The 12,915-nt window shown below is 68.2% G+C and carries 14 protein-coding genes; 10 read left to right on the top strand and 4 right to left on the bottom strand.

Annotation, left to right across the window (positions count from 1 at the left end):
• Positions 1-105: 105 nt before the first annotated feature.
• Positions 106-951: a FadR/GntR family transcriptional regulator gene (locus V8Z80_RS20460; RefSeq protein ID WP_336063291.1), complete on the bottom strand. Its 846-nt coding sequence runs from the start codon at positions 949-951 to the stop codon at positions 106-108.
• Positions 952-1,061: 110 nt separating this feature from the next.
• On the opposite strand from V8Z80_RS20460, the gene V8Z80_RS20455 reads away from it, so the two are divergent.
• The gene (locus V8Z80_RS20455; RefSeq protein WP_155194142.1) at positions 1,062-2,348 is read left to right on the top strand and encodes a Zn-dependent hydrolase; all 1,287 of its coding nucleotides are present in this window, start codon (positions 1,062-1,064) and stop codon (positions 2,346-2,348) included.
• 120 nt (positions 2,349-2,468) lie between these two features.
• Positions 2,469-2,960, top strand: a complete 492-nt coding sequence (locus tag V8Z80_RS20450) for a PH domain-containing protein (protein WP_155194140.1) — start codon at positions 2,469-2,471, stop codon at positions 2,958-2,960.
• Here V8Z80_RS20450 and V8Z80_RS20445 read toward each other — a convergent pair.
• Positions 2,908-4,410, bottom strand: a complete 1,503-nt coding sequence (locus V8Z80_RS20445; protein ID WP_155194138.1) for a helicase HerA-like domain-containing protein — start codon at positions 4,408-4,410, stop codon at positions 2,908-2,910. The genes V8Z80_RS20450 and V8Z80_RS20445 overlap by 53 nt on opposite strands.
• A gap of 123 nt (positions 4,411-4,533) precedes the next feature.
• Between V8Z80_RS20445 and V8Z80_RS20440 the strand changes: the two genes are divergently transcribed.
• The 7 genes from V8Z80_RS20440 (at position 4,534) to V8Z80_RS20410 (ending at position 9,732) form a co-directional block, all read left to right on the top strand.
• Entirely contained in the window at positions 4,534-5,265 is a 732-nt protein-coding gene (locus V8Z80_RS20440) for a YebC/PmpR family DNA-binding transcriptional regulator (protein ID WP_155194136.1), read from the top strand.
• Positions 5,266-5,345: 80 nt separating this feature from the next.
• A complete protein-coding gene (purD, locus tag V8Z80_RS20435; RefSeq protein ID WP_155194134.1) occupies positions 5,346-6,644 on the top strand; it encodes a phosphoribosylamine--glycine ligase in 1,299 nt (432 codons plus the stop codon).
• 25 nt (positions 6,645-6,669) lie between these two features.
• Positions 6,670-7,578 (top strand): oxygen-dependent coproporphyrinogen oxidase, encoded by a 909-nt coding sequence (gene hemF, locus V8Z80_RS20430; RefSeq protein ID WP_155194132.1) that lies wholly within the window; start codon positions 6,670-6,672, stop codon positions 7,576-7,578.
• Positions 7,569-8,177, top strand: a complete 609-nt coding sequence (gene nadD, locus V8Z80_RS20425; RefSeq protein ID WP_336063290.1) for a nicotinate (nicotinamide) nucleotide adenylyltransferase — start codon at positions 7,569-7,571, stop codon at positions 8,175-8,177. Before hemF ends, nadD begins: the two co-directional genes overlap by 10 nt.
• 70 nt (positions 8,178-8,247) lie before the next feature.
• Entirely contained in the window at positions 8,248-8,634 is a 387-nt protein-coding gene (gene rsfS, locus V8Z80_RS20420) for a ribosome silencing factor (protein WP_155194129.1), read from the top strand.
• A gap of 8 nt (positions 8,635-8,642) precedes the next feature.
• A complete protein-coding gene (gene rlmH, locus V8Z80_RS20415; RefSeq protein ID WP_155194127.1) occupies positions 8,643-9,113 on the top strand; it encodes a 23S rRNA (pseudouridine(1915)-N(3))-methyltransferase RlmH in 471 nt (156 codons plus the stop codon).
• Between the two features lie 10 nt (positions 9,114-9,123).
• Complete coding sequence (locus V8Z80_RS20410; RefSeq protein ID WP_155194125.1) at positions 9,124-9,732, top strand: Maf family protein; 609 nt, start codon at positions 9,124-9,126, stop codon at positions 9,730-9,732.
• An 8-nt stretch (positions 9,733-9,740) separates the two neighbouring features.
• Here V8Z80_RS20410 and V8Z80_RS20405 read toward each other — a convergent pair whose 3' ends face one another.
• Positions 9,741-10,994, bottom strand: a complete 1,254-nt coding sequence (locus V8Z80_RS20405; RefSeq protein ID WP_155194124.1) for a CaiB/BaiF CoA transferase family protein — start codon at positions 10,992-10,994, stop codon at positions 9,741-9,743.
• 57 nt (positions 10,995-11,051) lie between these two features.
• The gene (locus V8Z80_RS20400) at positions 11,052-12,035 is read right to left on the bottom strand and encodes a Bug family tripartite tricarboxylate transporter substrate binding protein (RefSeq protein ID WP_155194122.1); all 984 of its coding nucleotides are present in this window, start codon (positions 12,033-12,035) and stop codon (positions 11,052-11,054) included.
• Between the two features lie 118 nt (positions 12,036-12,153).
• On the opposite strand from V8Z80_RS20400, the gene V8Z80_RS20395 reads away from it, so the two are divergent.
• The gene (locus tag V8Z80_RS20395; protein ID WP_336063289.1) at positions 12,154-12,888 is read left to right on the top strand and encodes a GntR family transcriptional regulator; all 735 of its coding nucleotides are present in this window, start codon (positions 12,154-12,156) and stop codon (positions 12,886-12,888) included.
• Positions 12,889-12,915: the final 27 nt, after the last annotated feature.

Genomic DNA, 12,915 nt, shown 5'->3' with positions numbered 1-12,915 from the left:
ACCGGGCCGCGGCCAGCGGCCCGGTCGCGCGATGGTGCGGCGCAGCACAGCTTTGGTGCGCCCGGCACTGCCCCAGTGCGGCGCCCCGCGCCGGCCGGGCGGGCTTTAGCGGCGCGCGGTCTTGCCGGCCGCGCCGGCCCGTGTCCGCTTGGCGGGCGCCGGGCGGGACATCTCCGAATCCAGGATGAGCCGCCCCTTGAGCCTGCCCTTCATGCGCTTGACCGAACGCATGGCATCGGCCATGTGCTCGGCCATCAAGGCGCGCACCAGCACGGCATCGCGCGCGCGGGCCGCGGCCAATATGCGCTCATGATGGCCCGTGTTGGCCACGCCAAAGCGCCGTTGCGCGGCCGGCCCCATCCGGTTGTCGAAGACCGTCAACTGGCGCAGCATCTGGTTGATCATCTCGCAGGCAAAGCGCAGGAAGGGGTTGGGGCAGGCCGCCGCCAGGATGTCATGGAAGGTGATCTCCTCCTGGCGCTGCGCCAGCCGGTCGGCCGCCGGCTCGGCGCGCGGGTCGCAGCAATGCACGTTGTGCGCCAGCGCCGCAAGATCGTCCTCGGTCAGGTGCGGCACGGCGCAGGCAGCCAGCTCGGGCTCCAGCAGGCAGCGCACCTGGTAGATGTCGTCGATCGACACCTCCTTGAAGAACAGGTAGTTCTGCATCAGCTGGACGGTGCGCGCCAGCGGCACCTCCACGACGGTGCCGCCCCCGCCCGGGCCGGTGCTGACCTTGATCAGGCCCTGCACCTGCAAGGACTTCAGGGCTTCGCGCACGGTGCTCTTGCTCACGCCGTACATCTCCTGCAAAGCCCCCTCGTGGGGCAGCTTGTCCCCCGGCAGCAGGTTGCGCGCGGTGATCAGCCGCTTGATCTCCTCGGCCACCAGGTCGCTGCGCTTGGGCGCGCTCACGGCCACCGCCGGCATGCTCTCCTGCCTCACGCCCTCCATTTGATCCTCCATTCGATCATATTTATCATTATAAATAGCACACCCAGCCAGCCGCCTTTGCTGCCGCCCCGGATACCCCCGGCCGCAGCCGGCGTCCACAGGAGCACAGCATGACCGACACCCCGACTTCGGCGCAGCATCTGCGTATCGACGGCGAGCGCCTCTGGCGCTCGCTCATGGACCTGGCCCGCATCGGCGCCACGCCCAAGGGCGGCGTGTGCCGCCTGGCCCTGACCGACCTGGACCGCCAGGCGCGCGACCTGGTCACGCAATGGGCCCGCGAACTGGGCTGCACCGTGCGCGTGGACGCCATCGGCAACATCTTCATGCGCCGCGCCGGCGCACGCGAGGACCTGCCGCCCGTCATGACCGGCAGCCATATCGATACCCAGCCCACCGGCGGCAAGTTCGACGGCAACTACGGCGTGCTTGCCGGCATCGAGGTGCTGCGCACGCTGCAGCAGCACGGCATCGTCACCCAGGCGCCGCTCGAAGTGGTGGTCTGGACCAACGAGGAAGGCTCGCGCTTCGTGCCGGTGATGATGGGCTCGGGCGTGTACGCCGGCGCCTTCACGCTGGAACACGCCCTGTCCGCCCGCGACCGCGACGGCGTCACGGTGAGCCAGGCCCTGTCGGCCATCGGCTACGACGGCCCCGAGCCGGTCGGCGGCCAGCCCGTGGGCGCGTATTTCGAGGCGCACATCGAGCAGGGGCCGGTGCTCGAAGCCCGCGACCGGGTCATCGGCGCCGTGCAGGGCGCGCTGGGCCAGCGCTGGTTCGACGTCGAAATCGTCGGCCAGGAGGCCCACGCCGGCCCCACGCCCATGGAGTTGCGCCGCGACGCCCTGCTGGCGGCCAGCGAACTGGTGCAGGCCGTCAACGCCATCGCGCTCGAACACGCCCCGCATGCACGTGGCACGGTGGGCTGCCTGCAGGTCTTTCCCGACTCGCGCAACGTCATCCCCGGCAAGGCCACCTTGACCGTGGACCTGCGCGCCGCGGACGACGCCACGCTCACGCGCATGGCCCAGTCGCTGCACGAACGCGCCCGGGCGCTGGCCGGCGACGGGCGCCTGGCCGTCACGCTCAAGGAAGTGGTGTATTTTCCGCCTCAACCCTTCGATGCCCGCCTGGTGCAGGCCGTGCGCGACGGCGCGCAGGCGCTGGGCATGGAACCGCTGGATATCGTCAGCGGCGCCGGCCACGACGCGGTCTACCTGGCGCGCCTGGCGCCCACGGCGATGATCTTCGTGCCCTGCAAGGATGGCATCAGCCACAACGAGATCGAGGACGCCCGCCCCGAACACCTGGCCGCCGGCTGCAACGTGCTGTTGCACGCCATGCTGCAGGCCGCCAACGGCCACGCGCTGGCGGCGGAAAAGGCGCACGCCGCGTAACGACACGATCGTGAGCAAACCGGCGCGGCCCTTCGGCAGCGCCGCACCATACCTTCGTAACAAAAGTATTCCATATTACGGCCATGCAGCTTTCCGCCCGCCAAGGCAAACGGAGCACTCATGGCCAGCTATATCGACGCTACGCTCATCAATAACGAGCAGGTCCTCTACAGGGCAAAAGTCAGTGTGTGGGCGCTCATGCCTACGATCCTGGCCGGACTCGTGTTTGTATTTCTGAATCTTTTTGCCATCGGCTTTGTCTGCTGGATCGCGGCGTTCATTCGCTACAAGACCACCGAACTCGCGTTTACCAACAAGCGGGTCATCGCAAAGGCGGGATTCATTGCCCGCAGCACCGTGGAGCTGGACATCTCCAAGGTCGAGAGCTTGCAGGTCGATCAGGGGATAGTGGGCCGTATTTGCGATTACGGCACCCTTATCGTTTCGGGGGCAGGCAATCCGCGCGTGCCCATCTCCCACATTTCCGCTCCGATGACGTTTCGCCGCTCGTTCCTGGCGTACCAGGATGAGCTCAAGAGCACCCGGGAACTGGCGCAGCCTAGCGCCGGCGCCCCAGCAGCGATCCCAGCATCCCGCGCACCAGGCTCGTAGCCACGGACCGCACCGCCGACTTGGCCGCCGATTGCACGATGCCGTCGCGCCGTCCGCCACGCGGGCCGACCGAGCCGAACAGCGCCTCGTTCACGCTGGTCATCAGGCTCTTGTCCTGCGCGGCGCCCGCCCCGGCCTTGCCGGCCGGAACCTGGGCCTGCTGCACGCCCTGCTCGGCACGCGCGGCCAGCGCCTCGTAGGCCGACTCGCGGTCGATGGCCTGGTCGTACTTGGCTCCCAGTCCCGAGACCGCCATGACCGATTGCCGCTCGGCATCGGTGGCTGGGCCGATGCGGCTGGCCGGCGGCACGATCCAGGCCCGCTCGGTCGGACGGGGGCGGCCCTTCTCGTCCAGCAGCGACACCAGGGCCTCGCCCACGGCCAGCTCGGTGATGGCCGCCTCGATATCCAGGCCGTCGCGCTGGCGCATGGTCTGCGCCGCGGTCTTGACGGCCTTCTGGTCGCGCGGCGTAAAGGCCCGCAGGGCATGCTGGATGCGGTTGCCCAGCTGGCCCAGCACGCGGTCGGGAATATCCAGCGGGTTCTGGGTCACGAAATACACGCCCACGCCCTTGGAGCGGATCAGCCGCACCACCTGCTCGATCTTCTCGAGCAGGGCCGGCGAGGCGCCATTGAACAGCAAATGCGCCTCGTCGAAGAAAAAGACCAGCCGCGGGCGCTCGGGGTCGCCCACCTCCGGCAGGGTTTCGTACAGCTCGGCCAGCAGCCACAGCAGCACCGCCCCATACAGCCGCGGCGACTCCATCAGCCGTCCGGCCGCCAGGATGTTGACCATGCCGCGCCCCTGCGCGTCGGTGCGCATCAGGTCGGGCAGCGCCAGCATCGGCTCGCCGAAGAAGCCCTCGGCGCCTTGCGACTCCAGGCGCAGCAGGCTGCGCTGGATGGCGCCCACGCTGGCCGGCGAAACGTTGCCATAGCGCGCGCGCAGCTCTCCGGCGCGCTCGCTGACGTGCGCCAGCATGGCGCGCAGGTCTTTCAGGTCCAGCAGCAGCTGGCCCTCTTCGTCGGCGACGCGGAACACGATGTTCAGCACGCCTTCCTGGGTGTCGTTCAGTTCGAGCATGCTGGCCAGCAGCAAGGGGCCGATGTCCGATACAGTCGCCCGCAAGGGATGGCCGGCCTGGCCGAACACGTCCCAGAAGGTGACCGGGCAGGCCTGCCAGGCCGGTTCGGCCATGCCCAGGCTGGCCAGGCGCTGGGCCATCTTCGGCGAGGCCGTGCCGGCCTGCGACAGCCCGCTCAGGTCGCCCTTGGCGTCGGCCAGGAAAACGGGCGTGCCCAGCCGCGAGAAGGCCTCGGCCAGGCATTGCAGGGTCACGGTCTTGCCCGTGCCGGTGGCGCCGGTGACACAGCCATGGCGGTTGGCCATGCCGGGCAGCAGCAACAGTTCCCCCTCGGCATTGCGGGCAATGGCAAAAGGCTGGCTCATGGTCGTCTCGCTCCGGTCGGATAAAAGGGACGTTGCCGAGTGTAGCGGCTGAACCGGCCCGGCGGACAGGCCCGGCACTGTAAAATACCGGTTTCGACGCATTCACCTCGCATCAGGGAAACCATGGCCGGACATTCGAAATGGGCCAATATCCAGCACCGCAAGGGGCGCCAGGACGCCAAGCGCGGCAAACTGTGGACCAAGATCATTCGTGAAATCACCGTGGCTGCCCGCGCCGGCGGCCCCGACCCGGACAGCAACCCGCGCCTGCGGCTGGCCTGGGACAAGGCCACGGCGGTGAACATGCCCAAGGACAACATCCAGCGGGCCATCACGCGCGGCACCGGCGGCGGCGAGGGCGCCAACTACGACGAGGTGCGCTACGAAGGCTACGGGCCGAGCGGCGCGGCGGTCCTGGTCGACTGCATGACCGACAACCGCACCCGCACCGTGGCCGAAGTGCGCCACGCCTTCTCCAAGCACGGCGGCAACCTGGGCCAGGAAGGCTCGGTGGCGTTCATGTTCAAGCATTGCGGCCAGTTCATCTTCGCACCGGGCACGCCCGAAGACCGCGTGATGGAAATCGGCCTGGAAGCCGGCGCCGACGACGTCGCCACCGACGGCGAAGGCGTGATCGAAGTCACCTGCGAACCGCCCGCCTACCCGGCGCTGCGCCAGGCCTTCGAAGCCGCGGGCCTGAAGCCCGAGGTCGAAGGCGTGGTCATGAAGGCCCTGAACGAAACAGAATTGACCGGCGAAGACGCCGAGCGCATGCAAAAACTGCTGGACGCGCTCGATGCCCTGGACGATGTGCAGGACGTCTACACCACCGCCGTGCTCGATGAAACGGCCTGATTCCGCCAGCCGGCGCGCCGCGCGCGCCGTTTCTCGCCACGCCCGCAGGCGTGGCTTCCTACCCCTCTGAGCACAACAACATGAAACTGCTGGTCATCGGTTCGGGCGGCCGCGAACATGCCCTGGCCTGGCGCCTGTCGCGCTCCAAGCGCGTCCACAAGGTTTTCGTGGCCCCCGGCAACGGCGGCACCGCCCGCGACCCCAACCTGCACAACGTCGAGCTGACCGACCCCCAGGCCCTGGCCCAGTTCGCCCAAAGCGAGGGCATCGCCCTGACGGTGGTCGGCCCCGAGGCCCCGCTGGCCGCCGGCGTGGTCGACGTCTTTCGCCAGCAAGGCCTGAAGATCTTCGGCCCGACCCGGGCCGCCGCGCAGCTGGAAAGCTCCAAGGACTACGCCAAGGCCTTCATGATGCGCCACGGCATTCCCACGGCCGCCTACGAGACCTTCACCGATCCGGCCGCCGCCCATGCCTACATCGACAAGCAGGGCGCGCCCATCGTGGTCAAGGCCGATGGCCTGGCCGCCGGCAAGGGCGTGGTGGTGGCCGCCACCGAACAGGAGGCCCACGAGGCGGTCGATGCCATGCTGGGCGACGGCTCGCTGGGCGCGGCCGGCGCGCGCGTGGTCATCGAGGAATGCCTGCAGGGCGAGGAAGCCAGCTTCATCGTGCTGGCCGATGGCCGTAACGTGCTCGCGCTGGCCACCAGCCAGGACCACAAGCGCCTGCGCGACGGCGACACCGGGCCCAACACCGGCGGCATGGGCGCGTACTCGCCGGCCCCGGTGGTCACCCCCGAGCTGCACCATCGCATCATGCGCGAGATCATCCTGCCGACCATGCAAGGCATGGCGCGCGACGGCATTCCCTATACGGGCTTCCTGTATGCCGGCCTGATGATCGCCCCGGGCGAGGATCCGGGCCGCCCCATCAAGGTGCTGGAGTACAACTGCCGCATGGGCGATCCCGAAACCCAGCCGATCATGATGCGGATCAAGAGCGACCTGCTCGACGTGCTGGAAAATGCCGTGGAAGGCAAGCTGGACCAGGCCGAAATCACCTGGGACCGCCGTACCGCCCTGGGCGTGGTGCTGGCCGCGGCCAATTATCCGCAGTCGCCGCGCACCGGCGACGTGATCGAGGGCCTGCCGCCGGACAACGACGAATGCATGGTCTTTCATGCCGGCACCCGCGACACCGGCAAGGCCATCGAAACCGCCGGCGGGCGCGTGCTGTGCGTGACGGCGCTGGGCGACTCGGTGCGCATGGCGCGCGAACGCGCCTACGAAACCGTCGAACGGGTGCGTTTCGATGGGCGGCAGTACCGCGGCGATATCGGCTGGCGGGCGCTCAAGCGCCCCCAGGGCCCGCGCGCCTGATTCCCCGATCACCGCGAGACCGACCATGAAAGCCCTGCCCATTTCCCAAGTACGCGAATATTTCCTGTCCCTGCAGGAATCCATCGTCGCCGGCCTCGAAGGCCTGGAAGGCTCGGCCTTCGCCCGCGACGCCTGGACGCGCGCCGAGGGCGGGGGCGGGGTCTCGCGCCTGATCGAGGACGGCAAGGTATTCGAGCGGGCCGGCGTGCTGTTCAGCCATGTGCAGGGCAGCCGGCTGCCGCCCTCGGCCAGCGCCCACCGCCCCGAGCTGTCGGGCCGCGCCTGGGAGGCCACCGGCGTATCGCTGGTGCTGCATCCGCGCAATCCCTACGTGCCTACCGTGCACATGAACGTGCGCATGTTCGCGGCGCTGGCGCCCGACGATCAAAGCAGCGACGTCTTCTGGTTCGGCGGGGGCGGCGACCTGACGCCCTATTACCCTTACGAGGAAGACGCGGTGCACTTCCATCGCACCTATCGCGATGCGCTGGCCCCGCACGGCGAGCAATACTATCCCGCCTACAAGAAGTGGTGCGACGAATACTTCTTCCTCAAGCACCGCAACGAAACGCGCGGCGTGGGCGGCATCTTCTACGACGACCTGAACGCGCCGGGCTTTCCGGCCAGCTTCGCCCTCACCCGCTCGGTGGGCGAAGCCTTCCTGCCGGCCTTCCTGCCGATTGCCGAAAAGCGCCATGCCCAGCCCTATGGACAGCGCGAGCGCGACTTCCAGGCCTACCGGCGCGGCCGCTACGTCGAGTTCAACCTGGTCTACGATCGCGGCACGCTGTTCGGCCTGCAATCCGGGGGACGTACCGAATCCATCCTGTTGTCGATGCCGCCGCAGGCGCAATGGCGCTACGACTGGCATCCCGAACCGGGCTCGCCCGAGGCGCGCCTGTACGAATACCTCGTGCCCCGCCCATGGCTGTGACGCGCATCGGCCTGCTGGGCGGCAGCTTCGACCCCATCCACCTGGCCCACGTGGCCCTGGCGCGGGCCGCACGGCGCGAGCTGGAGCTGGACGAGGTCCAGCTGGTGCCGGCGGCCAATCCCTGGCAGCGCGCACCGCTGCTGGCCTCGCCCGATCACCGCCTGGCCATGATCCAGCTTGCCATTGCCGGCGAAAGCGGCTTGTCGATCAACACCGAAGAAATCGAGCGCGGCGGCCAGACCTACACCCTGGACACGGTCCAGGCGCTGCCCGAAGGGCCGCATTACGTCTGGCTGCTGGGCGCCGACCAATTGGCCAACTTCTGCACCTGGCGCGGCTGGCGCGAGATCGTCCAGCGCGTGCAGCTGGCCGTGGCCGTACGTCCGGGCGCTTCTCTGACGCCGCCCGCCCCCCTGCAGGCCTTGCTGCGGGAACAGGATCGCGCGCTGCTTACCCTGCCCTTCGAGCCCATGGCCGTCTCGGCCACCGAGATCCGCCAGCGGCTGGCCCGGGGCGAGCCGACCGCCGGCCTGCTGCCCGAAGCCGTGGCCCAGTACATCGACCGCCACGGCCTGTATCGGGAACCGGCCGGCACCTGAGCCTTTGCGGCCTTTTTTCCTCCTTTCCGACTCACCCGCGCGATCCCGGGATCGCGGTATATTTGCCTCAATGGATATCCAAAAAATGCAACGCGTCGTGGTCGACGCGCTTGAAGACGTCAAGGGCCAGGACATCAAGGTATTCAATACCACGCACCTGACCAGCCTGTTCGACCGCGTCATCATCGCCAGCGGCACGTCCAACCGCCAGACACGCGCACTGGCCGCCAGCGTGGCGGACAAATGGCGCGCGGCCGGCCAGCGCGTCTCGGCCATCGAAGGCGAAGACACCGGCGAATGGGTGGTGGTCGACCTGGGCGACATCGTGGTGCACCTGATGCAGCCGGCCATCCGCCAGTACTACCACCTCGAGGAAATCTGGGGCGGCAAGCCCGTGCGCATGAAGCTGCTGCCCGACTCCTCGCGAGGAGCCGGCGGCCCGGACCCGGAAGACTGAGCGCGGCGATGAAGCTCATCGTCGCGGCCGTCGGCACCCGCATGCCCGCCTGGGTGCAGGCGGCCTGGGACGACTACGCCAAGCGGCTGCCTGCCGATTGCGCGCTCGAGCTGCGCGAGATCAAGCCCGAGCCGCGCACCTCGGGCAAGAGCGCGGCCCAGATGATGGCGGCCGAAGCACGCCGCCTGCAAGCCGCCCTGCCTGCCGGCGTGCTGCGCGTGGCGCTGGACGAACGCGGCCAGGACCAGACCACGGCGCAGCTGTCGCGGCGCCTGGAAGGCTGGCGTGCCGGCGGCCGGGACGTGGCGCTGCTGGTAGGCGGCCCGGACGGCCTGGACGCCGGCCTGAAAGCCGCCTGCGACGAACGCCTGCGGCTGTCTTCGCTGACCCTGCCCCATCCCCTGGTGCGCGTGCTGCTGGCCGAGCAGCTGTACCGGGCCTGGGCGGTCATGACCCACCACCCTTATCATCGCGCCTGAGTCTTCCTGCATGCCAGACCAGTCCGCCCTGCTTCACCTGGCCTCTGCCAGCCCGCGCCGCCGCGAGCTGCTGCTGCAACTGGGCGTGCCTCACGCGGTGCTGGCCGTGCCCGCCCCGCCCGGCGAAGACGAACCGCGCCTGCCCGGCGAGACACCGCAAGACTACGTCCGCCGCACCGCCCGCGAAAAAGCCCTGCGCGCCCTGCGCTGGCGAACGGAACGGGGCTTGCCCGAGCTGCCGCTGCTGGCGGCCGACACCTGCGTAAGCCTGGACCAGGAAATCTTCGGCAAGCCCGTCGACGCGAGCGATGCCGCCGCCATCCTGGCGCGCCTGTCGGGCACCTGCCACATGGTCCGTACCGCCGTGGTACTGGCCCACGCGGGCCAGCTGCTGGAGGACCTGTCCCAAACCCAGGTATGGATGCGCGAGCTGGACGCCGGCGAGATCACGCGCTACTGCGCCGGCCCCGAGCCTTACGGCAAGGCGGGCGCCTATGGCATCCAGGGCCTGGCCGGGGCCTTCGTGGCGCGCATCGACGGCAGCTATACCGGCGTGATGGGCCTGCCGCTGTGCGAAACGGCCGGCCTGCTGGCGCGCGCCGGCATCATGCGGCCTTGAACCGGCGCCTAGCCGACCGCGGCAGCGCCGGTGGTCAATTGGCCGACATCGCGCACCACGCCCTGCTCGATCAACGCATCGATCTCCGCTTGTCCGTATCCGAATTCGCCCAGGATGGCGACGGTATCCTCGCCCAGCCGCGGCGCGGCGCGATGATATTGCGCGGGCGTGGCCGAGAGCTTGACGGGCATGCCCACCGTCTTGACCGGGCCGGCCTGCGGGTGTTCCTGCTCGACCACCATGCCGCGCGCCAGCGTTTGCGGATGCGACAAGGCCTCGGCGACCGAATGCACCGGCCCGGCCGGCACTCCCGCCGCATCGAAGGCGTCCAGCCAATGCTGCGCCGGCTGCGTCTTGAGGATCGCGGTCATCTCCCGCACCAGCTCGTCGCGGTTCTCCATGCGCTGCGCATTGCGCGCAAAGCGCGGGTCCTCGCACCATTCGGGCTTGCCCAGCACCTGGGCGATGCGGGTCCAGTTGCGCTCGTTGGCCCCGCCGATGATGATCCAATCCGTCCCGGTGGCAAATGCCTGGTAGGGCGCGGTCAACACATGGGAAGAACCGGTGGGCCCGGGCGAGCGGCCCGAACCGAAATAGATCGCCGCGTGCCAGTAAAGCTGCTGCAGGCTGGCCTCCAGCAGCGAGGTCTCGACCCGCTGGCCCTCGCCGGTCTTCATCTTGTGCTGGTAGGCAGCCAGCACGCCGAAGGCCGCCAGCAGCCCGGCGTTGATGTCGGCCACCGAATTGCCCGTGCGCAGCGGCGGGCCGCCCGGCTCGCCGGTAATCGCCATCAGCCCCGAAAACCCTTGCGCAATCAGGTCGAAGCCGCCTTTCTCGGCATAAGGCCCTGTGCTGCCGTAACCCGAAACCGAGCAGTAGATCAGGCCCGGGTTTTCCTTGCGCAACGCTTCGTAGCCCAGCCCCAGCTTCTCCATGGTGCCCTTGCGGAAATTCTCCGTGACCACGTCGGCCTCGCGCACCATGCGCAGCAGCACCTCCTTGCCCTTGGGATTCTTCAGGTCCAGGGCGATCGCCCGCTTGTTCCGGTTAAGCATCAGGAACGGCGCCGAGACGCCATTGATCTGCGGATCCTGGTATTGGCGCGCATCGTCGCCGCCCTCCAGCTTCTCCACCTTGATCACATCGGCGCCCAGGTCGGCCAGCATCATGCCGCAGGTGGGCCCTGCCATGATCTGCGCCAGTTCGATCACCCGCATCCCGCTCAATGCGCCGGTGGGCTGCGAAGTCTGCTTGCTGCTCATCATCTTCTCCTGTGGCGGGCAAAACGGCCCCGGTCCGGGGCCTGCCCGCCCGCTGCTTCATTGCGCTTTCTTCAGGCCCAGGTCCGCGGTGATGCGGCCGTACTTTTCATACTCCTTCTGCACGAAGGCCTGGAAATCCTTGGGCGTAGCGGGCCCGCCGCCCAGGACCATGCCTTGCTCGGCCAGCTTGCTCGCGACCCCCTTGTCGGCCAGCGACTGGCCGATTGCCTTGTCCAGCTTGTCCAGCACCGCGGCAGGAAGGTTGGCTGGCGCCAGCACCGCATACCATTGCTCCACGTCCATGCCGGGCACGCCCGCCTCTTCCAGCGTGGGCACGTCAGGCAGCTGGTCGGTACGCTTGGGGCTGGTCACCGCCAGCGGACGCAGCTTGCCGGCGCGGATCTGGCCAATGGCGCCAGGCAAGGTGTCGAAGTTCATGTCCACCTGGTTGCCCAGCAGGTCCTGCATGGCCTGGCCGCTGCCCTTGTAGGGCACATGCTCCATCTTGGTCCCGGTGATCTGCGAGAACCGCGCCGCGCTCAGGTGCTGCGGGCTGCCCATGCCGGAAGAAGCGTAGGTGTACTGGCCGGGCTTGCTCTTGAGCGTGTCCACCAGTTCCTTGACCGACTTCAGGTCGTTCTTGGTCGGGTTGATCACCAGCACATTGGGCACCGAGCCCAGGTAGCGCACCGCGGTGAACGCGCCGATGGGATCGTAGGACACCGGCAGCACATACGGCGCGGCAACCGTCGATTGCATGTTCGCCAGCAGCAGCGTGTAGCCGTCGGGCTCGGCCTTGGCCACCATATCCCCGGCGATCAGGCCCGAAGCGCCAGGCTTGTTCTCGACCACCACCTGCTGGTTCAGCACACCGGACAAATGCTGCGCCAGGATGCGCGCCGATACGTCCGTTCCGCCGCCCGGTACGAACCCTACCACCAGCCTTATGGGCTTGTTGGGAAAGTCATCGGCCGCCACGGCCGCCGGACCATGCACCAACGCCATGGCAGCGGCCACGGCGCAAGCCAGCTTCTTGATCATTGCAGTCTCCGTCCTTATCGTTGTTCCTGCCGATGCAACGCTCGACAGGCTTGTCTGGAACTTCTAGTATTTGGTATACCAGATACCAAATTATTCGGTTTTTTTATGACGTGCAGCTATGGATTACCCTGAGACCGGCCTGCCCGCCGTGGCGGAAATGACCGGCGATCCGCTGGCCATCCACCATCCGACGCTGGCCGCGGTGGTCGCCGACCGCCTGCGCCAGCTCATCACCGACGGCACCCTGGCGCCCGGGCTGGCTCTGAACGAAAGGGACTTGGGCGATCGTCTGAAGGTCTCGCGCACACCGCTGCGCGAGGCCTACCGGATCCTGGCCGCCGACGGCCTGGTGCGGATACAACCCAAGCGCGGCGCGGTGGTCATCGAGCACTCGGCCGCCGACATCGAAAACATCTTCGACGTGCTGGCCGTGCTCGAAGGCCTGGCCGTACGCCAGGCGGCCGAGCGGGCCAGCGCGGCCGAGCTTGCCGAGATCGCCGCGCTGCATGCGCAAATGCTGGAGGGCTTCCGGCGGCAGGACATCAAGGCCTATTTCGCCGCCAGCATGGGCACGCATATAGCGATCAACCGCGCCGCCCACAACCCCGCGCTCACGGCCAGCTACGACCGCCTGAATCTGCAGGTGCAGGCGCTGCGCTACAAGTCGAACCTGGATCGGGAAGAATGGGAAGCCGGGGTCGCCGATCACGAGCACTTCGTGGCTGCGCTGCTGGCACGCGATGGCCAGCGTGCCGAACACTACATTCGCCAGCACCTGGTCAACAAGAAGTCGTATCACTTGCGCCAACCTGGTGCGGACCAGCCCTGCAGCGATCAGCCCCGCAGCGATTAGCCCTGCAGCGATTAGCCCTGCAGCGAT

The organism is Orrella sp. JC864 (assembly GCF_037026685.1).
GTDB lineage: Bacteria > Pseudomonadota > Gammaproteobacteria > Burkholderiales > Burkholderiaceae_B > Orrella.
Note: the sequence above shows the minus strand (reverse complement) of the source record. Positions and strands in the feature narration are given on the sequence as shown.